The sequence below is a fragment of the Haloferax sp. Atlit-4N genome (assembly GCF_003383025.1).
GTDB classification, from domain to species: Archaea; Halobacteriota; Halobacteria; order Halobacteriales; family Haloferacaceae; genus Haloferax; species Haloferax gibbonsii.
Window position 1 is genome coordinate 276089 of the sequence record NZ_PSYY01000004.1, and the last position, 24738, is coordinate 300826.

A 24738-nucleotide genomic window follows, 5' to 3' on the forward strand; every position below is an offset into this window, starting at 1 on the left:
CTTTATTTGGGGCCACAGTAACGGTTGGAGCGAGCATGACCACTCAAGTGAACGGTACCGAGAACGCGCTCATCGACCAGCATACGAATTCGGCCGAGCAGAACACGGAACTTGGGAAAGACGAGATATACCACCTGCTCCAGAACGAGCGCCGTCGGAAGGTTCTCGAATACCTGCGCGACCGCGAGGGACCGGTTCAGATGCGGGACATCGCGGAGCAGGTCGCCGCGTGGGAGCACGATACGACGGTTCAGGCGTTGATGTCCGACCAGCGCCAGCGCGTCTATATCGCCCTCTACCAAGCGCACCTCCCGAAACTCGACGAAGAGGGCGTCATCGACTACAATCAGAGCAGGGGTATCGTCGAGAAGACGCCCCTCGCCAACGAGCTCGCGGCTCACCTCGAACTCCCCGACGATGACGACGACGAGACGGACGGCGAGTCCGAGCGACCGTGGGGGGCGTACTACCTCTCCGTCTCGGGGCTGAGTACGCTCTTTATCGGTGCATCGGGGCTCGGCCTCTTCGGGTTCGGCTCCATCCCTCACCTGCTCGTCGCGCTCGCGGTCATGAGCGTCTACACGGCGCTCACGTTCTGGCAGGTTCTCGACAACTTCGAGACGGGCGACGAAGAATAACGCTCTTCGAGTTCTACCGCGCAACGCACGCCGTTCGTCTGGTTCCGACCTAAGTACCCGCTATATCGAGGGTGATTTATCCGTCTCTCGACTCGAACTATCCAGATAGATAGCTACTGCCCAGCTGTCATAACAGGCCGTGAGATTCATATTGTTGAACTAGAATCATCGATACAGCGCAAAATTGGCCCCAATGATTTCAGACGCGCGCCCTCTTCGTTCGCGAGCACCCGGTGGAGCCTCTCAATGGCCTCCCGCGAGCCGAGCGAACGTCACGTCGCCCCCGAGCCGACGCGCCCGAATCGAGGTGACTCTCCGATAACCATGTCGTACGCCCGCGTGGTGTTCGTTCTGGTCGCGCTCGTTCTCACGGGCGCGGTCCTTCCCGCACCGGTGATGGCGATGGACGAAGAGACGACCAACGAGACGGCCATCGAAGGAGCGTTCACGAACACGGTTCCGGTCGACCAGCCGAGGGAGTCGACGTTCCTCTGGGCGTCCGAACGCAACACGCTCTCGGTCGAGTTCGACGCCCCGAACGAGTCGAACATCTACGAGGTGTGTGTGAGAAACGAGAGCGGCTACCGGGTCGACTGCACCGATAAGGGCGTCTCGTCCGGCACGCAGACCGTCGAGTTCTCGTACGAATCCCTCTCGGAGTTCGAGGGCTCGAGCAACGTCTCCGTCGTCCTCTGGAACAGTTTCCCGGGACAGTCGGAGCAGATTGCCAGCGACACGGTCAACATCACGATACTCCGGAAAGACGGCGATATCGACGGCGACAAACTCAGCAACGCGAACGAACTGTCCAACAACACCTCGATGTTCCTCATGGACACCGATAAGGACAGCCTCCAAGACGGGGCCGAGGTGAAAAATTACGGGACGTCCCCGACGACGCCCGACACGGACGGCGACGGACTGAACGACGCGGCCGAACTGTCGAACTCGCTGGAGCCGACAGACCCCGACACTGACGGCGACGGCATCCCCGACGGCGTCGAGATGCGACTCGGGACGCCGCCGAACGACAGCACCGCCGACACGGACGGCGACGGACTGGACGACGGGTACGAGTACGAACACGGGACCGACCCCGTCGACCCCGACACGGACGGCGACGGACTGAACGACGGGCTAGAGCGGAAGCTCGGAACGGACCCCACCGACGGCAGCACCACCCCGATGCTCGTGTTCACCGGCGGGACGCTGCTCGGCGTCGTCGCCGTCGGCGGCCGCTGGTTCCTCGCCTCGTCGGAGTACCAGCTCGAAGCGCCGGTGTCCGCGCCGCAGCTGTTCGAGCCGGTCGGGACCGAGACGGACGACGGAGACGACGAATCGGACTCGCCATCGACGCCGCCGGAGTTCGACCGGGACGAACTCCAGCAGTCGTCACAGCCCGTCTTGACCGACGAGGACAAAGTCATCCAACTGCTCCGCGACAACGGCGGTTGGGTCTACCAGAGTAGAATCGTCGAGCAGACGGGCTGGTCGAAATCGAAGGTCAGTCGACTGCTTTCGAGCATGGACGAGCTCGGAACGGTGGAGAAGATATCTGTCGGCCGACAGAACATCGTCGCCGAAGAGGGGTCGATGCCCGAGGGTGCGGGGTCGCCGTTCGACGAGTGACTCGGGCGTCGCCTCGCCGTTTCGACTCGGCTTCCCCCGGTTTCACCCCCCGTTACGCGCCCACTCTGTTCTGAACGCCTCTGACGACGCTGTAGACGAGACCGGGGAGCTGCGCCGGTCCGGGTGTCGAGCCCGCGCGCAGGTACGCCAGTCCGGCGTCGAACCGCCCCTCGCGGAGGTACTGCGCGGCGAGCGCGTACTGGTGGGTGCCGGTCACGTCGTAGCCGCGGGTCTCTAGCTCGACGACCTCCTCGGCGAACGTCTTGAGGAAGTGCGCGTTGGCCCGCCGGACGGCGTCCGCGCTCGGTCCGCCGGAGGGGTATCGCCGCAACAGGGGTTCGTCGACGTAGGCGAGCTTTCCCTCCTTCAGGACGCGGATGAGGAACTCCGTGTCCTGGTAGCGGTCGAACGACTCGTCGAACCCGCCGATTCGCTCGACCACCTCGGACTCGACGACGAGCGTCGAGCCCGCGCTGGTGTGGAGGTTCTCCATGAGAATCTCCTTGATGAGTTCCTCGCCGCCTTCCGCCCCCTCTCGGGAGTCGTGTGTTCCGAGGACGGACTTGACGCGCTCCACGAGCGGGTTGGCGTCCGCGTCGTCGAGAATCATCGTCCCGCAGTACGCGGCGACCCACTCGTCGGACCGTCGTTCGAGCGTCTCGACCTGCCGTTCGAGCTTCGTCTCTGCCCACTCGTCGTCGGAATCGAGGAGCGCGATGTAGTCGCCGGTCGCGACCTCGATTCCGGTGTTCCGGGCGGCGCTTCCACCCTGATTCGTCTCGTGGACGAGGTAGTTCACTCTCGGGTCGTCGTAGGCGGTGACGACCGACGCTGTGTCGTCCGTGGAGGCGTCGTCGACGACGATGACCTCAACGTCCGACAGCGTCTGGTCGAGCGCGCTGTCGATGGCGCGCGGGATGTCGTCCGCGCGGTTGTACGTGGGGATGATGACGCTCACTGTCGGCATCGGGTATCGCCTCTTACTCTCCGTCGGGGGCGCATTATTATCGAGCAGGTAACGCGCGGGTCGGTGGCGCGCTTACCTATCGCATAATAATGGCCGGCTGGGCTGACTCCGGAGTATGGACGTCCGCGAACTCCACGACCACAGCACGCGCGTTCTCGACGAGATAGCTCGGTCAGTCGTCGTGGACCGAGCCGTCCTTCGGCGCATCCTCACCGGAGCGCTCTCGCAGGGACACGTCCTCCTCGAAGACGTTCCCGGCACGGGAAAGACGCTGACCGCACAGAGCTTCGCCACGGCGCTCGGCCTCTCGTTTAGCCGAATCCAGTTCACGCCGGACCTCCTCCCCGCCGACGTGACCGGGACGTACGTGTTCGACGAGCGAGACCGGTCGTTCGAGTTCAGCGAGGGCCCGCTGTTCGCGAACGTCGTCCTCGCCGACGAGATCAACCGCGCCTCGCCGAAGACGCAGGCCGCGCTCCTCGAAGCGATGGCCGAGGGGCAGGTGACCGTCGACGGCGAGACGCACCCGCTCCCGGACCCGTTTTTCGTCATCGCCACGCAGAACCCGGTCGAACAGGGGGAGGGAACGTTCCCCCTGCCCGAAGCGCAGAAAGACCGATTTCTCGTCAAAGACAGCCTCGGCTACCCGGACGAGGAGGGCGAACTGGAACTGCTCGACCGCCGCGACGCGCGCGATGAGCCCACGCCGACGGTCTCTTCGGTCCTCTCGACGGACCGCGTCCGCGAGATGCAGCGCGTCCCGGAGACGGTCCGCGTCGACGGCGAGATAAAACAGTACATCGTCGACATCGTTCGCGCGACCCGGGAGAACCCCCGCGTCGCGGTCGGCGTCTCGCCGCGCGGCTGTCAGCGGCTGTTCGAGGTCGTCCGCGCGACGGCCGCGGTCCACGGCCGGAGCTTCGTCATTCCGGACGACGTGAAAGCCGTCGTCCACGCGACGGTCGCCCACCGAATCGTTCCGACCGCCGAGGCGACGGTCGACAACGTCGAGCGGAGCCAACTCGTCGACGACGTGCTCGCCGAAGTCTCCGTCCCGACGGTCAGTCGTGGAGAGCGAGCGTGAGAAAGACCAAGGCGACGAGCACGAACGCGACCGCGTGAAGCGGCAGACCGGGCGTCCCGAGGTCGCGAACCACGAGCCCGGCACCGACCGCGACGCCCCCGACGAGCGCCGTCCCGCCGAAATGGGCCGCCTCGACGGTCCACGTCTTCGCCTCCCGGCCGAGTTGCTCGCCCACCGTCACCGAGTTCTCCGCGGCGTCCCACGAGACGACGAGCGCCGCGCACGCGACGAGCAGGGCCACGGCGTCGGCCGTCTGGAACAGCCCGCCGGCGACGACAGCCAAGAGGACCGACGCGCAGCCGAGTTTACTCAGTCCGCGCGACCCGGCTCCGCGAAGGGGAAGCACGCCGAGTCCGAGGCAGAACACGCCGAAGAGTCCGAGTCCGGCCTCGATGAGCTGTGACTGGCCGGTGGCGCTCGATACGGCGAGGCCCGCACCGCCCGTCGCGACGAGGACGCCGACGAGCAGTCCGGCAGTCCCGAGCAGTCGCTGCCCCGTTCGGAACCGGTGTGCGCCCTCCATCGCGACGACGAGGCCGACCACGGCGACGAACGTCCCGGTCGACGCGCCGGTGTTCACGAGCGAGACGGACAGCGCGGCGGCGAACAACGACAGCGCCGCGCTGAGCCGCGCCGGCCGTCTGGTTATCTCCCCGTTCACAGCCGAACCCCCCGCTGTGCGTCGATTGCGAGCGCGAGCGGGTCGTCGAGCGACCAATCGATGACGGGGATACCGACCTGCCGGAGCGCCCGCAACCGATTCCGGCGCTCTGCGGCCGCCAAGCGCTCGCCGGGCGTCTCGTTCGCCGTCGCGTCCGGGGAGACGACCGTGACCGCGTGGCCGTGCCCGTCGAACCGGCGCGCAACTTCGACGGCGGTGTCGTCGCAGAGCGGCGAGACGAAGAGAATCTGCGTCTGTTCGCCGAGCCGACCGAGGTACGATTCGACCTGTTCGTCGACTGGGTCGTCCGTGTCCGTCGGACTCGCGGCGAACGCCGAGTGCCTCGAAAGCAGTTTCCGCAACCGGAGTCGGTGTTCCCGCCCCGCGCCCGGCGCTCGGAAGCAGTCTTCGGCCGAGAGCGCGGCGAGGCCGACGTGGTTCCGGCCGTTCAGCAGGGCAGTCGTCAACTGAGCCGCGGCGGACGCCCCGGCGTCGACGGCGTGCGTCTCCCCGGGCGGGCCACTGTAGGCGACCGCCCGCGCGTCGACGAGGACGAGGATTGACGCCGCTTGCTCTTCCCTGAAGTCGACGGTCGTCAACTCACCCGAAGCGGCGTACCGCTTCCAGTCGATTTGGCTGACCGGGTCGCCGCGGCGGTACGACCGCGTCTGTTGGAACTCGATGCCCGAGCCCGTCCCGTTCGCGGCGACGCTGCCGACGGTGTCGAGCGTCTGTGACCGACGCGGCGGCTTCGTAATCTCGGTCGTGCAGTCGAGTTCCGTCTCGTCCGCGGCGCGCACGTCGAGTTCGACCTCCCTGTCGCCGCTGGGGTCGCGGACGATGGCGGTCGCGTCGTCGAACGCGTGCCGCCCGCGCTCGGCTTCGACGGCGTACGAGAACGTCCGCGTCTCGCCGGGGCGAAGCACCATCCCGCACCTCGCCGGGCCGTCCGTGACGGAGAGCGCCGGGGGAACGCCGTCGACGACCCGGCAGTCGTACAGCGTCTCGTCGCCCTCGTTCGTCACCGCGACTTCGATTTCGACCTCGTCGCCGCTCGCCGGTGCGGCGGTGTCGACCCGGCGGTCGAGGGTGAGATTCGGCGTCGGCATCGGGACGGTCCGGTGGTACGCCGCGAAGACGACGCCGACCGTCGAGAGCAAGAGGAGTTCCTGTCGCTTCGCCAGTAGCCCGGCGGCCGCGACGACGAGCGCGACGGCGACGACGCCGCGCCAGCGGTTCGTCTGTTGTGGCGTCGTCACCGGTCCGTCCCTCCATCGACCGCGTAGACGGCCTCGGCGGTCCGCCGGGCGCGGAACTCGGCGGGCGTCTGTCGTCGCCGAAGCGCGGCGACCGCGGTGGCGAGCGTCGACCGTTTCGGACCCCCGAGGAACGACGCCGCCTCGGCGTCGTCGGTCCACTCGCCGCGTCGAACGAGCTGACGCGCGCGGCTTCGACCGCAGTTCCGCTCGCGCATCACCGCCTCGACGGCCGCCGTTCGGAGCCGCGTTTTCACTCGCTGCCGGGCGCTGTTGCCGAGAACGGGCGTCCGATAGTCCCATCCCCGAACCGTCTCGTCGAACTCGCGCCCCGCGGGCGGGACCCGAGCGGGAACTTCCGGGTCCGGCGTGTCGGCCTGCCGCAGTTCGCTCTCCCGGCCGGAGGCGATGACCGGCAGCGACGCGAGCAGCGCGACTCCCGAGAGCGCGGCCACGAGGACGTAGTCGCCGCCCGCCTCGGAGACGAGCGATGCCATCGGGAGGACCGCCCCGCGTGCGACCGTCCCGACGGCGAGGCAGCCGAGTCCGAGGAGTCCGAACAGCATCTTTCGGCGGTTCACGACTGGTCTCGCCCCCCGGACGGGCCGAGCCGTTCGAGACACTCCCTCGCGCGGCGGCGTCGGTCTTCGGTCACCGGCGCGCCGCCGTACCTGACCTCTTCGAACAGTTCCGTGAGCGACCACACCGAGTTCGCGTCGGCCCCGTTCTCGCGGGCGATTGCCGCCCGCTCTCGCGGCGTGAGCAACTGACGGTCGTCGAGTCGGAGGCGCTCGACCATCTCGTACCACGCTTCGGTGACCTCGTTCTCCGGTTCGGGCGGCGCATCGACCCCGCCTCCGGCGCGCTCTTCCGCCGGAGACTCTCCCCCGCGGAAGCGAGCGACTATCGGCGACAGTCGCGCCGCGATGCGGTCTCGATACCGAGCGACGAGCGCGAGGGCGACCACCGCGACGACTCCGACGACCAGTTCGACGAGACGCGAGAGAAGCGCGAGCAGGGCATCGATGAGCGCCTCTAGCCCGTCTCGCTCGCCCGGCGTCTCGTTCGACCCCGAAGATTGGTCGCGCTGGGCGTCCGAACTGTCTGTCGAACTGTCGGACGTGGAGTCGTCGTCACCGTCGTCAGGACCGCTCGCGCTAGACTGTCCCGACTGCGACGACTGCTCGCCGCCGTGTTCCTGCTGGCTCGGGTTGTCCGTCAGCGTCTGGTATTCGCGCTTGATGTCGTTGGCGTCGCCCTTGTCGAGCGGGAGCGAGGAGTAATCGAGGTCGATCGCCTCGCTCGGCGAGGAGTCGACCGCCGATTCGAGGGACCCGGCCGCCGACCCGACGGCGAACAGACACACGAGAGCCAGTCCGAGCGTGACGAGCGCGTCACTGTCCATCCGACCGACCTCCGCGGGTGTCGAGGCGTATCACGATGGGTGTAGACCCGCCCCCGCTCATACTAATTATCCGCCCGGTAAGCCGCCACTACGTGGTCGATAATAACGGTGGGTGGCCGTGATGTCTCGTTCGAGTTCGAGATGGATATCCCATCCAAGACACTGAAACGTGCGAGTATCGCCCTCCTCGTCGCGCTCTTGATGACGACAGCGGGTTGTTCGTCATTCGCGGGCGGCGACACGGGGGACACGACCGCGGCGAACGAAACCGCCGAAACGACGGAGATGACGGATTCAGACGTCGAGGGAACCGCGAACGACACGGCGTCTTCGGACGACGCGACGGCCGCGGAGACGACGGCCGCGGACGCGACGAACGAGTCGTCGGATTCCGACTCCGACTCCGACACCGACCACGACTCACACAGCCACGACTCGGCGGCGAACACCAGTGACGAGTCGTCGGTCGACGCGGCGTACGCCGGGCAGATGGCCGTCGTGGTCACCGGCGAGCGCGTGAGTCTCACGGAGGACCTCGACGAGGACGCGCCGGTCCACATGAGCGACGTCGACTCGTGGCACACCAACGAGAGCACGACGCTCGCGGCGGCGCTCGACGCGGCCGACGTCGACGCCACCGAGTCGACGCTGTCCTACGACGGCGAGACCTTCGAGGAGTCCACCAACGGTACGAAACTCATCTACCGCGTCGACAGCCACGAGGTCGACCCCGAGGAGTACACGCTCGAATCGGACGACAAGGTGTGGGTGCTCGTCGTGACCGACGACTCGAACGTCACCACTCCCGGCGAGTACATCCCGCCGGAACAGCTCCACGTCCACGGAACTATCGACTTCACCGTCGACGGTGAACGGCTCGACTTCAGCCGCGACAAGTACCAGCAGGCGGGTCACAACGACCACTTCCACTTCGAAGGCGGTCACGCGAACCCGTGGCACGCGCACTCGGCGCACGTCACGCTCGCCTACGGCATGTCGACGCTCGACGGCATCAACATGACCGACGAGGGCGTCACCTACAACGGAACGACCTACGCGTACGACGGTGACGGTGACAACGCGACTGCGAACGTCACCGTCAACGGCGAGTCCGTCGACCCGACCGACTACTACCTCAAGAACGGCGACTCGGTCTCTATCGAGATAGCGTCTTCCGACTAATCTCCCGCGTTCGTTTATTTATGTACACGAATCACCGAACAGCAGGTGGTCCGCGGCCGATACGACGTTGGTCCCCGCGCGTCGCGCCGGCGAGGAAGCCCGGCGAGAGCGACGCCGACGGGTGGTGTGAATGAAGCGGAACATGGTCACCGCGTTCCTCTCCATCTTCGGGGGGCGCATCTTCATCGTGCTGTCCTCGGTGGTGCTCACGCCGCTTCTCATCACGACGCTCGGGTTCGAACTGTACGGTCGCTACGGCACGCTCACCGCGGTCTTCGGCATCTCGACTATCTTGATGAGTTCCGGCATCAACAGCGGTGCCCGGAAGTTCCTCGCCGAAGACCGCTCGATTTCGGACTGGCAGACGCACGTGTTCGGCTACTACTTCCGCCTCGGGACGGTCCTCGCGGTGCTGACCGCGCTCGCCTTCGCCGCCGCCGCGCGGTTCGGCGTGGTCACCCGATTCCTCGGCCCGGAGTACGTCGTCGGCTTCTACGGTCTCGCCGGGCTCACCATCGCGACGCAGTTCCGCGAGTACGCCCGTCGGTCCCTGATGGGGCTCAAACAGGAGCACCTCTCGGAGCCGCTTCGGGTGTTCAACAAGGTCGGAACCCGGCTCGCGCTCATCGGCATCGCCTACCTCGGGTACGAAATCGGGGGGCTGATGGTCGGCCTCATCGTCGTCAACAGCCTCGTCGCGCTCCTCGCGCTGTGGTGGGTCCGCAAGAACGTCTCGCTTCGCGGCATCTTCAGCACGACGCCGCGGGAATTCCCGACGAAGGAGCTGTTCAGTTTCAACCACCTCTCGGTGGTCTACATGCTGTTTCTCACGTCGATGTACCACGTCGACGTGCTGATGCTGGCGTCCCACGTCACGGAGACGCGCGTCGGTTACTACAAGTCCGCGCTGGTCATCAGCCAGTTCCTCTGGGTCATTCCCCGGTCGATTCAGTCGATGCTCGTGCAGTCCGTCTCGGACCTGTGGGCGGACGAACGAATCGACCAGATAAACGAAATCGCCTCCCGCGTCACCCGATACGGGATGCTCGTCATCGTCCTCCTGTCGCTCGGGCTGGCAGCGCTCGCGAAGGACTTCGTCCCGCTGTACCTCGGTTCGGGGTCGATGCCCGTCGTCACGCCGCTTCTCATCCTGCTCCCGGGGACTATCGGCTTCGCGGTCGTTCGGCCCATCCTCGCAATCAGCCACGCGAAGGCCGACATGAAGCCGCTCATCGCGGCGACCGGCGCCGCGGCGGTTCTGAACATCATCTTGAACGTGGTTCTCATCCCGCGTCACGGCATTCTCGGGGCCGCCGTGGCGACGACCATCGGGTACTCCTCGCTCCCGGTGTTCAATCTCGCCAGCGCGCGCTACCTCGGGTTCAAGCCGTTTTCCGACGCTCGACTCGTGCGAGTGCTCGCGACGGGGTTCATCTCCGGGGTGCCGATCTTCCTGCTCTCGATGACCATCGAGAGCAGTCTCCTCGCGCTGGTCGTCGTCCCGGCCGTCGGCTTCCTCGTCTTCGTGACGGTGGCGTTCGTGGTCGGGGCCGTGGACGCCGACGAGGCGCTGGACCTGCTGAGTTCGCTTCCCGACCCGGTCGGTTCCCGCGCCACCGCGATACGCGCCCGTCGCGGCGGCGCCAGCGGCGACGCCGGGAGTCCCGCGTGGGGCGACGAGTCCTGGACCGACCGGCACAAAAACACGCTGCAACGCGTCCTTCTCGTCGCCGGTATCCTGCTTTCGCTCTCCGGCGTCGCGCTGGCCGTCGGCGTCCCGAGCGTCGGCATCGCTCCCTCGGTCGACGGCGACTCGCCGGTGCCGCAGGTGAACAACACCACCCCGGTCACCGACACGCCGATGCCGACGACCGACACGCCGGTGACGACGACGGCGACCGAGACTGCCACGCAGACGACCGAGACGGCGACGACGACGAACACGACCAGTCCGCCGTCGAACACGACGACGACCGAGTCGGACGACGGCGGCGGCTGGCTCTGGGGCGGTGACGACGACGATGACGACGACGGCGATGACAGCGACGACCAGACGACGACCGCGTCGCCGACGGCGACCGAGACGCCGACGAACAACACGACGACGGCGACGACGACCACCTCGTCACCGACGACGACCGAGACGCCGACGAACAACACGACGACAACGACCACCTCGACGTCGACGGCGACGGAGACACCGTCGAACAACACGACGACAACGACGATGACGACTTCGTCACCGACGACGACGGACACCACCACGACGGCCGAGACAACGACAACGACTGACACGGAAACGACGACCACAGACGCGACGACTACGACGACCGACACGGCCACGACAACGACAGAGACGACCGATACCGCGACGACAACCACGACGGAGATGACGACAGACACGACGACAACTACGACCACGAACACCACGACAACTTCCACGGACACCGAGACCACGGCCGACACGACAACGACGACTGACACGACCACGACCGATACCGCGACGACGACCGACACGACCGAGACCACGACGACGTCGAACACGACCGACAGCGGGTCGACGCTCCTGATGGCGCAACCGCTTTCGGCGGCCGAGTGGCTCGATTTGCAGTCGTCTCCGCTCGGCGGGTCGCCGTGGTTCTACTCGGTTCTGTTCGTCGGAATCGTGGCGCTCACCGGTCGAAGCGCGCGCTAACGGACCGTTTCGATTTTCTTTCGACGCCGACCGTCGGGCCCCGAGTGCTACGCGGGTCGTCAACCGAATAGAAACAGATAGCGGGACCCGGCTCTCGCTTCGTCGCCTTACTGCGCGGCGGTAACCGTCTGTCGCTCGGCCTCGGATTCGGCCTCGTCGAGGACTTCGACGTAGAGGTCGGCGATGTCCTCGCAGACGTTCTCCCACGTGAACTCGTTCGCGTACGCCTGAATGGCGTCCGCGTCCCACGGCCCGCGGAGGGCATCGACGACGGCGTCGGCGAGTTCGTCGTGCGACTCCGGTCCCTCGACGAGGGTGCCGTAGTCGTCGCTCGTGACGACCTCTTCGCTTCCGCCGTTTTTGGTCGCGACGACGGGCGTCCCGCAGGCCATCGCCTCCAGTTGGACGACGCCGAAGCTCTCGCTGTAGCTCGGGAGGACGAACACGTCGGCCGCGTTCATCCAGTCGTTGAGCGTCTCCGAGTCGACGTAGCCGAGCAGGTCGGTCCGGTCGTCGATGCCGAGTTCGCCCGCGAGCGATTCGAGTTCGTCGCGCATGCCGCCCTGCCCGCCGATGACGAGCCGCGCCTCCGGTTCGGACTCGTGAACCCGCGTCATCGCTCGCAGCAGGTGTTGGAAGCCCTTCCGCGGTTTCAGCGTCCCGAGCGCGAACACGACGGGCGCGTCGTCGTCGACGCCGAGTCGCTCGCGGGCCGCGGCGGTGGAGACGCGCTCGAACGCGTCGGTGTCGTAGCCGTTCGGAATGTGGACCACGTCGCCGTTGTAGGGGTCCAGTTTCGAGCGGTCGCGTCGGTTGACGCGAACGAGTCGGTCGGCGTCGGTCCACGCCCGCTTCAGCCGGGCGTTGTCGGAGGCGAGCTGCGTTTCGAACCAGTCGCGGTTGGCGTGGACGGTGAGGACGTACGGGATACCGAGTTCCTCCTTCAGGCGCGCGCCCACGTACCCCGAGGTCCACGTCATGTGGCAGTGAATCAGGTCGAACGAGACGGGGTGGTCCGCCAGTTTCTTGCGGACTTTCCGGGCGTGTTGCTGTCCGAGGAGGTGCTCGCGCTGCGCGTCGACCGGGAGGTACAAAAGCGGCGTCTCGATGACGTGCACGTTGTCCGGCACGTTCGTCGTGGCGATTTTGGCGTCCTTTCCGAACCCCTCGCCGCCGCTCACGGGGAGGCGAGACGCCACGTCGGCGAACCAGTTGTACCTGACGCAGACGGTGACGGAATCGAAGTACTCCGCGAGCACGTCGACCTGCGACTTGACGAAGTGTTTGTAGCCGTGTGAGACGACGAGGAGGTCCTTGTCGGCCAGTCGGTCGTGGTCCATGCGTTACCCGCAGTTGCGTACCGACCCCCATGATTATCGGGTCGGTAAGCTCTCGTTCGTCTCAGACGGGTGGCAGTTCGGTGTTGTCGACGACGAACCCCTCCGCGCCGCCGTCGATGTAGCCGCCGTAGAGCACCGAGTCCATGACGACCACGTCGGTCCCCTGTGAGTACAGTTTCATGGCTTGCCGCCCGCTGAGGGACCGCGCGGTGATGCCGTCGAAGCGCGTCCGGTTGCCCTTGTTGATGAAGGGGTGGTGCGTCGCCTCGTAGGTCCCGCCGACGAACAGGGCGTCGTCCGCGAGAATCTCGGCGCAGCGTCGGTAGCTCTCGCCGGGTTGGTGGACGGTCAGGTTCTCGAACCGGGCGTTCGCGCGCTCGACGCGAATCGCCTCGCGCTGGCCGTCGCCGGGTGCCGAACCGGTGATGGTGACGTTCTTGACGAGCACCATCGGGTCCTCCGGGGCGTTGTCACCCTGGAGGTAAATGGCGAAGTTCGACCCGTGGATGTCGATGGTCGTGTCGAGGACTTCGAGGCGGCCCGCGCCGGGAGTCACCTGAATGCCGCGCGCACAGCCCTCGTCGTCGTTGAGGACGATGCTGCAGTTCTCGATGACCGAGGTCTGTGCGTCGTCGAGGATGCGAATGGCGTTCTCCGCGGAGCCCGTGACCTCGATGGTGGTGTCTTCGATGCGGAGGTCGGCCCCGTCGTCGAGGCGGATGCCGCGCTGGCTGATGCCGGGGACGAGTTCGTCGATGACGACCGTCGCGCCGCGGATACTGCTGCCGTACCCCTTGAGCCGAATCGAGGAGACGGTGCTGTTCTTGTACGTCCCGCCCTCCACGTGGACGACGCCCTTCGACCCCGAGACGTACAGCCCGTTGTCCGGGAACCGACCGAGTTCGCAGTCGACGAAGCGGAGCGTCCCCGGGCTGTTCGGGTCGATGAGTATCCCGGTGGGGCCGAGGGTGATGTCGCCGATGGTGTCTTTCGTGAACGCCGCGCCGTCGGGCGCGCTGAACCGCTCGACGGTGCCGGTCCCGCCGGCGGTGGTCACGCTGAACAGCGCCGGGCCGAGAGTTCCGGTGTCGTGTTCGCCCGCGATGGTGATGTCGCGGACTTCGAGCCCGTCCGTGACGTAGGCCTCGACGGCCCGAATCCCGGTCTGCGGGGCGGTGAAATCGAACGTGAACCCCTCGAAGAGGAGGTCCTTGCCGGGGGCGTAGATGACGCCGAGCCGGAAGAACCGGGCCGCACCGGTAAACTCGCCTTCGGTGACGACGTTGCTGTCGATGGCGTCGATTCGGCCGTGCGTGAGCGTCGCGTTCGGCCCGTAGAACCCGAGGTTCTCGAACCCGGTCTTTCGGAGTTGCCTGTGCATCAGGTATCGACCCTCCGGGAAGACGAGGAGCGTGTCGTCCGCGACGTGCCGCGAGAGCACGTCGTCGATGGGTTCGATGCCCTTCGGGTCGGCCCCCGCATCGACGACGTTGACGACGTTCGAGAACCGGTCGAGGTACGCCTGCGGAACGTCGACGCTCATCGCGTTCGCCTCGACGCTGTTGACGGGGTGCGACAGGTAGCTTCCGACCGCGAGGGTGCCGACGGCTCCGAGGAGATACGAGCGCCGCGTGAACTTCGGGCCGCGGGAGTCATTCGCGTCGGTATCGTCAGATTGCGTGAATCTCATACAACCAAGAACGTCGTATACTCACGAACGTTCCCGGCTTCACATGTTCAGCCTTTAAGTGTGCCCGCGGATTTCGGCGGCCTTCGGCCCCCGATTCCATCCGGGTTACTCGCTCGGAACCTCGGTCTCGTAGGTGTCGTCGTCGACCCGAATCTCGAGCGCTTCGTTGTCGTCGTGGTCGAGGACCGTGCCGAAAAGCAGGAACGTGATTCCGAAGAGGAGACCGATCGCCCAGCTGCCGAGGCCGCGTGAGTCGCCGTCACCGCCACCCGTCAGCCCCGAGCCGATGAGGCCGATGGCCGCGACGCCCGCGATGACGGTTCCGAGGTAGTAGAACGCCGCGAGCGGGTGGAAGTCGCGGAGCATGTACTTGTTTTTCAGCCGCCAGAAGTAGTTCCGGAGCAGCATGCCCGAGACGCGGGGGACGTACTCGCCGTAGTTGATGTGGCTCTTCCAGTCGTCGTCGTAGAGGTACTCCGCGGAGCAGGCGATGTCCGCGACGCGGAGGTTCTCGGCGTTGAGTTTGACGAGCAGGTCGTTGCAGTAGCCGTAGTACTCGTACATGTTCTCGATGTCGGCCTGCCGCAGCGCCTCGTGGGAAATCGCGGTGTAGCCGTTCTGCGGGTCCATCGTCTTCCAGTAGCCGCTGGCGAACTTCGTCAGGTACGAGAGGATGGAGTTGCCGACGAGTCGATAGCCCGGCATGGCGTCGAGGTCCGACTGCTCCATGAACCGGTTGCCCTTCGCGTAGTCGGCGTCGCCCTCCGCGATGGGGTCGAGGTACTTCGCCAGCTCGTCGGGGTTCATCTGCCCGTCGCCGCCGAGGACGGCCGTGATGTCGACTTCGTCTTCCAGCGCGTGGAGGTAGCCCGTCTTGAGCGCGCCGCCGACCCCGCGGTTCTCCTCGTGTTGAATCGGGACGACCACGTCGTCGTACGCCGTCGCTTCGGGGGTGTGGTCCTCGTTGAACGCGTCGGCGTGCGTCACGATTTCGTCCCACGTCCCGTCTGTCGACCCGTCGTCGACGACGTAGGCCAGGTCGACGAACGAGGGGAGGGTGTCGATGACGTCCCCGACGTAGCCCGCTTCGTTGTAGGCCGGCACGACGACGGCGATTGAGTTGTCTTTGTACATTGTAGTCGGAGTCCTACCGAACTGTGGACGTTTCGGTGTCGTTATTATGGGCATCGTAGTTGCTCACAACCCGCCGACAGGTACGGGAGCGAATCCGCTGAGACGCGGCCACAGACGCTTATCATCCGCATAATAACCCGTTCCGATTATCGAACAACAGGCGATGCACGAGGACCGCAGGGGCGACGACGCTCGACCGATATACTTGGAGATAACGCTCGAGGACCCGAGGCTGATTCTCTCGTCGTTCGTCACGGGACACCGGGGGCCGGTCGAACTCGAATTTCAACCGACCGAGGGCTTCGGCTGGGACTGCGCGTTCGTCGTCGTCGAACAGGGTCCCGTCGATTCAGTCGGGGCGTCCCTCGTCGTCGACCCGACCGTGATAGAGGCGGATTTCCTCGGCTCCGTCGGCTCCGACCGCCGGTTTCGCGTCCTCTTCGGGAGCGGCGTCCGCCTGATTCCCCCGTCCTCGACCGAGATGGGCGTTCGAGTCATCTCCGTTCGACACGAGGACGGCAGGTGGTCCATCCAGATGCACCTCCCCGCTCACTCGACGCTGCACCGCGTCCAAGAACACTACCACGACAACGACATCTCCTTCCGGGTAAAGCGCCTCCACGTCGCCCGCGACACCGACGTGGGCTCCGAGACGGCGCTCCTCCCGGGACAGCGCGAGGCGCTTCTCGTCGCCCACGAACACGGCTATTTCGAGGTTCCGCGGCGGTCCTCGCAGGGCGAACTCGCAGCCATCCTCGGCATCTCCAAGTCGGGGGTCTCACAGCGGATTCGTCGGGCCATCTCGCGACTCATCGAGGCGACCCTGTCGCCGTGACTCCGTCCGGGCGAGCGGTGAGAAGGTAGCCGCGCCCGCCGCGACGCGGAGTCGACTCGGGACCGACCGTCGCGGCTCAGAACCAGTTTCCGTCGTACGCGACGTCGACGTCGCCGTACTCCCAGACGCCGTTGTGAATCACCGACTCGGCGACGTCGACGCCGGTCGAGCCGTCGATGACTTTCATTCCCTCGTAGTCGTCGTGCGATTCGGAGGTGATGCCGCGGAACGTCGTCCCGTCGGCGTCGTTGACCAGCGGAATGTGGCTCGTGTCGTAGTCACCCCAGACGAACGTGCTGCCGTCGCCGAGTACCTTGACCGCGCGCCGGTAGTCGCCGCCGGTCTGCTCGACGTCGAAGCGGTCGAGCGTGCAGTTCCCCCGTTCGAGTCGGACCGCGTGCCGACCGCTCGACCCGTCGCCGGAGCCGCCGACGCTCGACTTGAGAACGTAGACCGGGTCCGCGTCGGCGCTGCTCGGTCCGCCCACGACGAGCGCGTGACCGCTGGTGTTGAACTCGATATCGGTGTTGATGATATCGATTCTCCCGGCCCCCGGCGAGACGGTGACCGCTTTCGTCGGCACGTCTCCGTTGACGATGACGCTCGAGTTCTGAATCCGCGCCCACTCGACGTCGTTCTGGACGCTGATGGCGCGCCCGTTCGGCTCGTCGATTCGGACGACGGTGTCGTCTATCCAGTTGTACGCGCCGCCGTCGAGTCGGATGCCCCGCTGGTTCGTGTCGTCGGTGCGGCGGTCGTCCACGATGACGGTCGCGCCGTGAATCGAGCTGTAATCGCCCGAGAGCCGGATGTTGGAGATGTTGCTGTTCTTGAACACGCCCCCGTCGACGACGACGCGACCGCCCTCGGTCGAACAGTAGAGGCCGTTGTCGGGCCAGGCGCCGACCTCGCAGTCGCGCACCCAGAGCTTGCCGTCGTGGTACGGCGACACGATGATTCCCGTGGGCCCCACGTCGATGTCGCCCGGCGTGTTGTCCGAGAACTCGCCGCCGTCGGGAATCCTGATGTTCTGGACGGTGCCGATACCCGACGCGTCGGTGACGTCGAACGCGAACGGGCCGTACTTCCCGCTGTCGTGCTGGCCGACGACGGAGAGGTCCCTCGCGAGGAGGTCGTCTCTGACCTGCGCTTGGACGACGCGAAGCCCCGTGTCGTCGGCGGTAAAGTCGAACTCGAAGCCCTCGACGACCAGGTCTTCCCCCGGTTGCTCGAACGTTCCTAACTTGAACAACCACCTGCCGTCGTAGTCGGCGGCCGGGACGATAGTCGCGTTATCCCCCCGCAGTTCGAACCCCCGAAAATCGACGTGACGGAACGCGTCGTCCATGAGATACTCGCCTTCCGGGAAATACAGAACCGTGCCGTCGTCGCACTGAATGTCGTCTAAGACCGGGCTGATAGACTCCCCGCCGGTCGGGTCGGCCCCCTCGTCGACGACGTTGTACCAGTCGTCGTCGCCGTCGGCCGATGCCGTCCCGGCGAACGAAACGGCCGCGGCCGCCCCGCCGATGCCCTTCAGTAGCTGTCTCCGAGAGACTGTCCTCCTGCGCTCTTCTGCGCGCTGATTCCGCATCGAGAGAACGTCTCTGCCTCTGTGTAATGAGTATTTTTAGCGTTTATCGTATTATTCAAACAGAATGTCCCTTTACGGCGTTGATTAGGGATGCAACTGTTGCTCAGGGTCGCTTTTGTCAAATTATATTCTCGTCATCCGTTACAAGACGGACCGCGAATCAGCGGCGCAGGTCGGCGGCGCGGCGGGCCCACCGAAGCCCCGGCGTTCCGTCGAGCACCCACAGCAGGACGACCGCCCCGAAGACGGCCGCGTAACCGACGACGAGCCCCGTGTTCTCGGGGCTCAGCATCTGATAGAGGAACGTCTGGAAGTACTCTGCGAACCGCTGGACGAAGCCGAGGTCGTTCGAGTACGGCTCCCGCGGCGCGACCGGCCAGAGCACCCGCCCGACGTTGGGCCCGTTCGCCCGGAGCGCGAGCACGTCGCCGACGAGGTGCGACCCGTACCCGGCGACCGCGGCGACCGCGAGCTTCGCCCTGTTCCGCGTCCAGAGCGCCCCCGCGAGGAGTCCGACGAGCGGTGCGCCGACGAGGAGCGAGTGCGCCGGGCCGTACCCCGTCGCGACGACGCCGAGCGTCCACGACAGCGGCTTGTCCACGAGGTCGGGAACCTGCGTCATCAGCGCGAGGGTGACGCCGGCCGCGTCACCCATTGGCGGGCCCCACGCGGCGCGGTTCGCGAGGGAGTACAGCACGTAGCCGAAGACGAGATGCTCCCACGGCCACATCAGGCCGAGGCCCCCCCAATCGAATCCGGCCGACCGAGTTGCGCGGTGTTGTCACCGCCGCCACCGTCACTGACCGAAACGACCAGTTGGACGGTCCGATACGAGTTCTCGCGGTTCGCATCGTCCGGAGCGTCACCTTTGTAGACGTGATAGACGAGTCGGAGCGACTCGCCGGACATCGTCGGTCGAACGTCCTGTTGGACGTAGGCGGTCTCGTTGTCCCCGACCGACGCTCGCGTTCGGTCGAGTTCGCGTTCTTCGACCACTCGCGTCCCGTTCGGCGTCCTGTCGAGCCGCTGCAGCTCCGTGACGACCGTGTACGTCGTCGACTCGTGTTCGTGGTTCTCCAGCGCCAGCGTCACCGGGACCGACTCCCCCGGACTGAGCTGCTGGGGGTAGCCGCTGGCCTCGTAGTCCGACCCGTTTTGGGTCACGAGGTACGCTTCGGTGAAGTCCGACTCGGGTGCCTGCGTCTCGACCATCGCGAACCCGACGCTGCTGAGGAACGCGACGACGCTCACGACCACGAGGAGGTTGACGGCGAGCGAGACGGGCGAACTCCGCGACTCGGAGGAAAGCGGGGACGTGACCGCTCCGGCGGTCGACGCCACGCTCCCGAGGACGGTACTGAGCGGCGGGGCTCCGGCCCGCACGTCCGGGGGCAGCAGCATGCGCCGGGCGACGGCGACCGCGGTGAACAACATCGTCACGCCGAACACGCCGAGCGCGACGATGCTCGCGTCGAACCCCTGTCCGACGAGGTTGGTGACGAGCGCGACCGCGGCGACGAGCGCGAGGCTCAACGCCGCCGAGAGGACCAGTCGAACGGAGTAGAGCAGTCCGGCGGTGTGACGCGTCGGTCGCGTCAGCGCCGACTCGTCGCCCAAGGTGTCGGACTCGACGTCCGACCGCCGTTCCGGGAACACCGCGGCGAGGAGCGCGTATCCCGGGTAGAGGACGATGAGCGGCACGACGAACAGACTCCGGACGACGGACCCGGAGAGACCGAGCATGACCACCGCGAGCGCGGCGATAGACCCCGCGACGACGAGGAGTACGTCGAGTGTCCAAAGACGGGTAGACGACTTCATCACCCGCGCCTTGACAGGCCGTGTTGAAAAATGGCCGCGACCGTTCACGCTCGAAATCGGGCGAAAGAGCGGCTTAGCGGTCTGATAAGGGCGGATAGCTGACTGCGTCGACGGCGGCGCTCCGGGGGTGACGCTCCGAAAAATCGAGGAATTCCGACGCCGGTTGGTGAGCGTTCGCACGGCCGGAACGACTCGTTTCCCGCCGTCTCGGGGCGTCTGCGGGCTTATCGTCCCGATAATAATGGCCGCTTCGCGTGACCTCCGTTTCGAATCGCGGGCCACACGGTCCGCGGCGTGACCAACACATGCGCACCAAAACCAAACTCCTCGCGGCGCTCGTCGCACTGTTCGTGCTCGCAACCACCCTCCGGTCGGACGGCGACGGGTCGCCCTCCGGCGAGGCCGAGACGACCGCCGATTCGGCTCAGACATGAACCTGTACGTCACGGGCTCAAACTGCGAGATAGACGACGACGTCACCCTCGGGTACCCGGCCGGCGACGACTCACAGCAGACGATCGTCGGCGACGACGCCCGAATCCGCTCGGGGACCATCGTCTACAGCGACGTGACCATCGGCGACGGCTTCGTCACCGGTCACGACGCGCTCGTCCGCGAAGACACCCGAATCGGCGACAACGTCGTCGTCGGCACCGACACCGTCATCGACGGCACCACGACCATCGGGTCGAACGTGAGTCTCCAGACCCGCGTTTACGTTCCGACTCACACGCACATCGGCGACGACGTGTTCGTCGGGCCGGGTGCGGTGCTCACGAACGACCCGTATCCGGTCCGGCAGGACGTCGAGATGACCGGGCCAACGCTCGAAGACGGCGTCTCGGTCGGCGGGAACGCGACCATCCTCCCCGGCGTGACCGTCGGCGAGAACGCGTTCGTCGCCGCCGGCGCGACCGTCACCGAGGACGTTCCGCCGGAGACGCTCGCGGTCGGAACGCCCGCCGAACACCGCCCACTCCCGGCGAAGCTTCAGGGAGCGAACACCATATGAGCACGCAATCTTCAGTCACGACCATCTACGGCTCCGAACGCTCCGAAGACGAACAGATAGCCGCGCTCACGTCCGGCGACGTGCCGGTCGGCGTCTACGGCCTCGGCAAGATGGGGCTTCCCCTCGCCTCCGTCTACGCCGAGACCACCGGCAACGTCACCGGCGCGGACATCGACACCGACGTCGTCCGCGAGATAAACGCCGGACGGAACCACATCGTCGGCGAACCCGGGCTCGACGACCTCGTCGAGGAACTCGTCGAGGACGGCGCGCTCGTCGCCAACACGGAACCGCGCGAGGTCGCCGCCGAGGCGAGCATTCACGTGGTCATCGTCCCGACGCTCGTCGACGAGGCGGGCCGGCCGGACCTCTCGGTCATCGAGGCGGTCGCCAGAGACATCGGGAAGGGTCTCGACGAGGGCGACCTCGTCGTCTTCGAATCGACGCTCCCGCCGCGCTCCTGTCGCGACGCGCTCCTCCCGCTTCTCGAATCCGAGAGCGGCCTCTCGCTCGGCGAGTTCGGCCTCGCGTTCTGCCCCGAGCGGACCGCCTCCGGGCGCGCGCTGAAGGACATTCGCGGGGCGTACCCGAAGGTCGTCGGCGGCGCCGACGACGAGAGCGCCCGCGCCGCGTCGCTCGTCTACGACCAGATATCCTCGAACGAGGTCATCACCGTCTCGGACACGACGACCGCGGAGGCGGTCAAGGTGTTCGAGGGCGTCTACCGCGACGTGAACATCGCGCTCGCCAACGAACTCGCGACCCACGCGGGCGAGTTCGAAATCGACGTGACCGAGGCCATCGACGTGGCCAACACCCAACCGTTCTGCGAGATTCACACGCCCGGCGCGGGCGTCGGCGGCCACTGCATCCCGTACTACCCGCAGTTCCTCATCAACGAGTTCGAGACGGGGTCGCCGCTCATGGAGACGGCTCGCGCCGTCAACGACGAGATGCCGCACGTCACCGCGCAGGCGGCGCTCGACCGACTGGCGGCGCAGGGCGTCGCCCCCGAGGACGCGACCGTTCTCGTCCTCGGTCTCACGTACCGCGCCGGCGTCGAGGAGATTCGCAAGACGCCGGCGCTCCCCGTCGTCGAACACCTCGACGAAGCGGGCGCGGACGTGGTCGCCACTGACCCCATCCTCGACGACACCGCCGTCTTCGAGGAGGCCGGCGCGACGGTCATGCGCGGCGTGACGAGCGACGACCTGTCCGCGGACGCCATCGTCCTCGTGACGGCCCACGAGTCGTTCGACCACCTCGACGTTCCCGCCTTCGCCGCCGACGACCGCCCGGTCGTCTTCGTCGACGGCCGGCAGGCCGCGACGGAGTACCGCGACCACGAACGAGTCGACTACGAGGGAATCGGTCTCCATGACTGACACCGTCTGCGTCGTCGGCCTCGGCTACGTCGGCCTGCCGCTGGCCATCGAGTTCGACCGCGCCGGGAAGTCGGTCATCGGCTACGACGTCGACCCCGACAAGGTCTCGACGCTCTCGGCGGGGACGGACCCCACCGGCGACGTGACCGACGAGGGCGTCGCGGCCTCCGACGTGCTGTTCACGACGGACGCGACACACATCTCGGACGCGGACTTCGTCATCGTGACGGTCCCGACCCCGGTCGACAGCATGGAGAATCCCGACCTCAAGTTCGTCGAATCCGCGGCCGAGACTATCGGTCGGCACGTCTCTCCGGGGACGACCGTCGTCCTCGAATCCACCGTCTATCCGGGGGCGACCGAGTCCGTCCTCGTGCCCGCGCTCGAATCCGAGTCCGACCTCGCCGTCGGCGAGGACGTGTTCGTCGGCTACTCGCCGGAGCGCGCGTCCCCCGGCGACACCGGGCGGAGCGTCAAGGACGTGGTCAAGGTGGTCGGTGCCGACTCCGAGGCGGTCCGCGAGCGCCTCGCCGACCTCTACGGGAGCATCGTCGACGCCGGCATCCACCGCGCGCCCGACATCGAGACGGCGGAGGCGTCGAAGGTCATCGAGAACGTCCAGCGCGACATGAACATCGCGCTCGTCAACGAGCTGGCCGTCGCGTGCGACCACATGGGGCTCACGACCAAGGACGTACTGGAGGCCGCGGGGACGAAGTGGAACTTCCACGACGGCTACTCCCCCGGATTCGTCGGCGGCCACTGCATCCCCGTCGACCCGTTCTATCTCACCTACCGCTCCAAGCGCGAGGGCTTCTCGCCGAAACTCGTGTTGCAGGCGCGCGAAATCAACGAGTACGTCCCGGTTCACGCCGCCCGCAAGGCGGTCAAGACCATCAACGAGTCGGGCCGCGTCCTCCAGGACACGCGGCTGCTCGTCCTCGGACTCGCCTACAAGCCGGGGGTCGGCGACATCCGCAGCTCCGACGTGAGCACGATGATAGAGAAACTCGACGAGTTCCACGTCGACTGCGTCGGCTACGACCCCCACGCCGACCCCGACGAGTCGCGGGCGGTCTTCGACATCGACGTGGTCGAGTCGGTCGACTTCGAGGCGTACGACGGCGTCGTCGTGGCGACCGGCCACGAGGAGTTCGCCGACTACGACCTCGACGAGATGGCCGCCGCGCTCGGGTCGGACCCGGTCATGATAGACGTGGCCGACGTGTTCGACGCCGACGAGGCCGACGAGCGCGGCTTCCACTACGCGCAGCTCTGAGACACCGCCGATGGACATCCTCATCACGATTCAGCACCCCGCGCACGTTCACTTCTTCAAGCACGCCATCGACGAGTTCGAGGCCCGCGGCCACGAGGTCCACGTCCGCGCCCTCGACAAGGACGTCGCCGTGGACCTCCTCGACGAGTACGGAATCGACTACGAGGTCGTCGGCTCCCGCGGCGATTCGCTGGCCGGCGTCGCGCTCTCGACGCTCGGTATCGAGTACCGACTCTTCCGCGCCGCGCGGGATATCGACCCGGACGTCGTCGCCTCCATCGGCGGGTTCGAGGCCGCCCACGTCGCGAAACTCGTCGGCGCCGAGTGCGTCGTCTTCACCGACACGGAGCACGCGACGCTCTCGAACGCGCTGACGTTCCCCTTCGCCGACGAGGTCGCCACCCCGAAGTGCTACCGCGACGACGCCGGCTCGAACCACCACCGGTACCCGAGTTACCACGAACTCGCGTACCTCCACCCCGACCGGTTCGCCCCCGACCCGGCGGCGCTCGACGGCCTGCCGGTCGACGCCGACGACACGTACGCGGTCGTCCGGTTGGTCAGTTGGGGCGCGGCGCACGACATCGGCGACGAGGGCCTCGACGGCCTCACCGACCTCGTCGGTCGCCTCGAAGACGCGGGCGCGACGGTACTCATCTCCGCAGAGGACGACGCGCTCCCGCCCGAACTCGAAGGGTACGCCATCACCATCGACCCGCACCTCATCCACCACGTGCTCGCGTACGCCGACCTCTTCGTCGGCGAGAGCGGGACGATGGCCTCCGAGAGCGCCGTGCTCGGGACGCCGACCGTCTACGTCCACAGCGCGAACCCCGGGCTCATGCGCGACCTCGCCTCGTTCGACCTGCTGTTCGGCTACCACGGCGAGCACCGGAACGAACGCGCCGCGGACCGGGCGGTCGACATCCTGCGGTCGACCGACGCCGACTGGGAGGCCCGTCGGCAGCGGCTCCTCGAAGAGAACGTGGACGCGACGGACGTCATCGTCGAACGGGTTCTCGCGGCCGTCGAGTAGCGGCCGTCGAATCGCCTCTCGAACGCGCGTCTCTCGCTCGTTTACCGGCCGGGTCGTCCCCGGACGAACACGTCGATTTTCGACGGTTCACGCCT

22 protein-coding genes are annotated in these 24738 nt (G+C 66.7%); 11 read left to right on the forward strand and 11 right to left on the reverse strand.

Going from position 1 to position 24738, the window contains the following annotated elements; genetic code table 11:
- Window positions 1-35 precede the first annotated feature (35 nt).
- Both C5C07_RS18810 and C5C07_RS18815 read left to right on the forward strand, forming a co-directional pair.
- The gene (locus C5C07_RS18810; RefSeq protein ID WP_115805804.1) at window positions 36-638 is read left to right on the forward strand and encodes a hypothetical protein; all 603 of its coding nucleotides are present in this window, start codon (window positions 36-38) and stop codon (window positions 636-638) included.
- 324 nt (window positions 639-962) lie between these two features.
- A complete protein-coding gene (locus tag C5C07_RS18815; protein WP_115805805.1) occupies window positions 963-2267 on the forward strand; it encodes a helix-turn-helix domain-containing protein in 1305 nt (434 codons plus the stop codon).
- A 52-nt stretch (window positions 2268-2319) separates the two neighbouring features.
- Here the strand turns inward: C5C07_RS18815 and C5C07_RS18820 are convergent, their stop codons facing one another.
- Window positions 2320-3234 (reverse strand): glycosyltransferase family 2 protein, encoded by a 915-nt coding sequence (locus tag C5C07_RS18820; protein WP_050460407.1) that lies wholly within the window; start codon window positions 3232-3234, stop codon window positions 2320-2322.
- Window positions 3235-3349: 115 nt separating this feature from the next.
- Between C5C07_RS18820 and C5C07_RS18825 the strand changes: the two genes are divergently transcribed.
- Entirely contained in the window at window positions 3350-4318 is a 969-nt protein-coding gene (locus C5C07_RS18825; RefSeq protein WP_004977911.1) for a MoxR family ATPase, read from the forward strand.
- Here the strand turns inward: C5C07_RS18825 and C5C07_RS18830 are convergent.
- From C5C07_RS18830 to C5C07_RS18845, 4 genes are read right to left on the reverse strand one after another with little or no spacing between them, the layout of a single operon-like run.
- A complete protein-coding gene (locus tag C5C07_RS18830) occupies window positions 4296-4979 on the reverse strand; it encodes a hypothetical protein (RefSeq protein WP_004977909.1) in 684 nt (227 codons plus the stop codon). The genes C5C07_RS18825 and C5C07_RS18830 overlap by 23 nt on opposite strands.
- A complete protein-coding gene (locus tag C5C07_RS18835; protein WP_004977908.1) occupies window positions 4976-6238 on the reverse strand; it encodes a DUF58 domain-containing protein in 1263 nt (420 codons plus the stop codon). The genes C5C07_RS18830 and C5C07_RS18835 overlap by 4 nt, the downstream gene beginning before the upstream one ends.
- Window positions 6235-6816, reverse strand: coding sequence for a hypothetical protein (locus C5C07_RS18840; RefSeq protein ID WP_233510456.1), 582 nt, complete (start codon window positions 6814-6816; stop codon window positions 6235-6237). Before C5C07_RS18840 ends, C5C07_RS18835 begins: the two co-directional genes overlap by 4 nt.
- Complete coding sequence (locus C5C07_RS18845; protein ID WP_115805807.1) at window positions 6813-7640, reverse strand: DUF4129 domain-containing protein; 828 nt, start codon at window positions 7638-7640, stop codon at window positions 6813-6815. Before C5C07_RS18845 ends, C5C07_RS18840 begins: the two co-directional genes overlap by 4 nt.
- Before the next feature lie 141 nt (window positions 7641-7781).
- Between C5C07_RS18845 and C5C07_RS18850 the strand changes: the two genes are divergently transcribed.
- Window positions 7782-8822, forward strand: a complete 1041-nt coding sequence (locus C5C07_RS18850) for a hypothetical protein (protein ID WP_115805830.1) — start codon at window positions 7782-7784, stop codon at window positions 8820-8822.
- A gap of 130 nt (window positions 8823-8952) precedes the next feature.
- Complete coding sequence (locus C5C07_RS18855; RefSeq protein ID WP_199522762.1) at window positions 8953-11517, forward strand: oligosaccharide flippase family protein; 2565 nt, start codon at window positions 8953-8955, stop codon at window positions 11515-11517.
- 107 nt (window positions 11518-11624) lie between these two features.
- Here the strand turns inward: C5C07_RS18855 and C5C07_RS18860 are convergent, their stop codons facing one another.
- The 3 genes from C5C07_RS18860 to C5C07_RS18870 all read right to left on the reverse strand — a co-directional run bounded on the left by C5C07_RS18860 (window position 11625) and on the right by C5C07_RS18870 (window position 15681).
- The gene (locus tag C5C07_RS18860; protein WP_115805809.1) at window positions 11625-12857 is read right to left on the reverse strand and encodes a glycosyltransferase; all 1233 of its coding nucleotides are present in this window, start codon (window positions 12855-12857) and stop codon (window positions 11625-11627) included.
- Window positions 12858-12918: 61 nt separating this feature from the next.
- A complete protein-coding gene (locus tag C5C07_RS18865) occupies window positions 12919-14547 on the reverse strand; it encodes a right-handed parallel beta-helix repeat-containing protein (RefSeq protein ID WP_115805810.1) in 1629 nt (542 codons plus the stop codon).
- A gap of 105 nt (window positions 14548-14652) precedes the next feature.
- Window positions 14653-15681, reverse strand: coding sequence for a glycosyltransferase family 2 protein (locus tag C5C07_RS18870; RefSeq protein WP_004977894.1), 1029 nt, complete (start codon window positions 15679-15681; stop codon window positions 14653-14655).
- Window positions 15682-15844: 163 nt separating this feature from the next.
- Between C5C07_RS18870 and C5C07_RS18875 the strand changes: the two genes are divergently transcribed.
- The gene (locus tag C5C07_RS18875) at window positions 15845-16516 is read left to right on the forward strand and encodes a helix-turn-helix domain-containing protein (protein ID WP_004977892.1); all 672 of its coding nucleotides are present in this window, start codon (window positions 15845-15847) and stop codon (window positions 16514-16516) included.
- Window positions 16517-16592: 76 nt separating this feature from the next.
- Here C5C07_RS18875 and C5C07_RS18880 read toward each other — a convergent pair whose 3' ends face one another.
- From C5C07_RS18880 to C5C07_RS18890, 3 genes are all read right to left on the reverse strand, one after another.
- Complete coding sequence (locus tag C5C07_RS18880; protein WP_004977890.1) at window positions 16593-18110, reverse strand: hypothetical protein; 1518 nt, start codon at window positions 18108-18110, stop codon at window positions 16593-16595.
- Between the two features lie 160 nt (window positions 18111-18270).
- The gene (locus tag C5C07_RS18885; protein ID WP_004977888.1) at window positions 18271-18840 is read right to left on the reverse strand and encodes a metal-dependent hydrolase; all 570 of its coding nucleotides are present in this window, start codon (window positions 18838-18840) and stop codon (window positions 18271-18273) included.
- Window positions 18840-19931 (reverse strand): DUF1616 domain-containing protein, encoded by a 1092-nt coding sequence (locus C5C07_RS18890; RefSeq protein ID WP_115805811.1) that lies wholly within the window; start codon window positions 19929-19931, stop codon window positions 18840-18842. Before C5C07_RS18890 ends, C5C07_RS18885 begins: the two co-directional genes overlap by 1 nt.
- A 305-nt stretch (window positions 19932-20236) precedes the next feature.
- Between C5C07_RS18890 and C5C07_RS22140 the strand changes: the two genes are divergently transcribed.
- Genes C5C07_RS22140 through C5C07_RS18910 form a run of 5 tightly spaced genes read left to right on the forward strand, consistent with a single transcriptional unit; the run spans window position 20237 to window position 24643 of the window.
- Window positions 20237-20365 (forward strand): hypothetical protein, encoded by a 129-nt coding sequence (locus tag C5C07_RS22140; protein ID WP_255564070.1) that lies wholly within the window; start codon window positions 20237-20239, stop codon window positions 20363-20365.
- Window positions 20362-20943 carry an acyltransferase gene (locus C5C07_RS18895; RefSeq protein WP_004977883.1) on the forward strand — a complete coding sequence of 194 codons (582 nt, stop codon included), beginning with the start codon at window positions 20362-20364 and terminating at the stop codon, window positions 20941-20943. Before C5C07_RS22140 ends, C5C07_RS18895 begins: the two co-directional genes overlap by 4 nt.
- Window positions 20940-22328 (forward strand): nucleotide sugar dehydrogenase, encoded by a 1389-nt coding sequence (locus C5C07_RS18900; RefSeq protein ID WP_115805812.1) that lies wholly within the window; start codon window positions 20940-20942, stop codon window positions 22326-22328. Before C5C07_RS18895 ends, C5C07_RS18900 begins: the two co-directional genes overlap by 4 nt.
- The gene (locus C5C07_RS18905; RefSeq protein ID WP_050460241.1) at window positions 22321-23607 is read left to right on the forward strand and encodes a nucleotide sugar dehydrogenase; all 1287 of its coding nucleotides are present in this window, start codon (window positions 22321-22323) and stop codon (window positions 23605-23607) included. The genes C5C07_RS18900 and C5C07_RS18905 overlap by 8 nt, the downstream gene beginning before the upstream one ends.
- Window positions 23608-23617: 10 nt before the next feature.
- A complete protein-coding gene (locus tag C5C07_RS18910) occupies window positions 23618-24643 on the forward strand; it encodes a DUF354 domain-containing protein (RefSeq protein ID WP_115805813.1) in 1026 nt (341 codons plus the stop codon).
- Window positions 24644-24738: the final 95 nt, after the last annotated feature.

Excerpts from the sequence above, each read along its gene's own strand:
- C5C07_RS18825 (WP_004977911.1), top strand. The coding sequence starts at position 3,350 with ATGGACGTCCGCGAACTCCACGACCACAGCACGCGCGTTCTCGACGAG.
- C5C07_RS18890 (WP_115805811.1), bottom strand. The coding sequence starts at position 19,931 with ATGAAGTCGTCTACCCGTCTTTGGACACTCGACGTACTCCTCGTCGTC.
- C5C07_RS18900 (WP_115805812.1), top strand. The coding sequence starts at position 20,940 with ATGAGCACGCAATCTTCAGTCACGACCATCTACGGCTCCGAACGCTCC.
- C5C07_RS18905 (WP_050460241.1), top strand. The coding sequence starts at position 22,321 with ATGACTGACACCGTCTGCGTCGTCGGCCTCGGCTACGTCGGCCTGCCG.
- C5C07_RS18855 (WP_199522762.1), top strand. The coding sequence starts at position 8,953 with ATGAAGCGGAACATGGTCACCGCGTTCCTCTCCATCTTCGGGGGGCGC.
- C5C07_RS18815 (WP_115805805.1), top strand. The coding sequence starts at position 963 with ATGTCGTACGCCCGCGTGGTGTTCGTTCTGGTCGCGCTCGTTCTCACG.
- C5C07_RS18860 (WP_115805809.1), bottom strand. The coding sequence starts at position 12,857 with ATGGACCACGACCGACTGGCCGACAAGGACCTCCTCGTCGTCTCACAC.
- C5C07_RS18880 (WP_004977890.1), bottom strand. The coding sequence starts at position 18,110 with ATGCGGAATCAGCGCGCAGAAGAGCGCAGGAGGACAGTCTCTCGGAGA.
- C5C07_RS18910 (WP_115805813.1), top strand. The coding sequence starts at position 23,618 with ATGGACATCCTCATCACGATTCAGCACCCCGCGCACGTTCACTTCTTC.
- C5C07_RS22140 (WP_255564070.1), top strand. The coding sequence starts at position 20,237 with ATGCGCACCAAAACCAAACTCCTCGCGGCGCTCGTCGCACTGTTCGTG.
- C5C07_RS18810 (WP_115805804.1), top strand. The coding sequence starts at position 36 with ATGACCACTCAAGTGAACGGTACCGAGAACGCGCTCATCGACCAGCAT.
- C5C07_RS18865 (WP_115805810.1), bottom strand. The coding sequence starts at position 14,547 with ATGAGATTCACGCAATCTGACGATACCGACGCGAATGACTCCCGCGGC.
- C5C07_RS18850 (WP_115805830.1), top strand. The coding sequence starts at position 7,782 with ATGGATATCCCATCCAAGACACTGAAACGTGCGAGTATCGCCCTCCTC.
- C5C07_RS18870 (WP_004977894.1), bottom strand. The coding sequence starts at position 15,681 with ATGTACAAAGACAACTCAATCGCCGTCGTCGTGCCGGCCTACAACGAA.
- C5C07_RS18845 (WP_115805807.1), bottom strand. The coding sequence starts at position 7,640 with ATGGACAGTGACGCGCTCGTCACGCTCGGACTGGCTCTCGTGTGTCTG.
- C5C07_RS18820 (WP_050460407.1), bottom strand. The coding sequence starts at position 3,234 with ATGCCGACAGTGAGCGTCATCATCCCCACGTACAACCGCGCGGACGAC.
- C5C07_RS18875 (WP_004977892.1), top strand. The coding sequence starts at position 15,845 with ATGCACGAGGACCGCAGGGGCGACGACGCTCGACCGATATACTTGGAG.
- C5C07_RS18885 (WP_004977888.1), bottom strand. The coding sequence starts at position 18,840 with ATGTGGCCGTGGGAGCATCTCGTCTTCGGCTACGTGCTGTACTCCCTC.
- C5C07_RS18895 (WP_004977883.1), top strand. The coding sequence starts at position 20,362 with ATGAACCTGTACGTCACGGGCTCAAACTGCGAGATAGACGACGACGTC.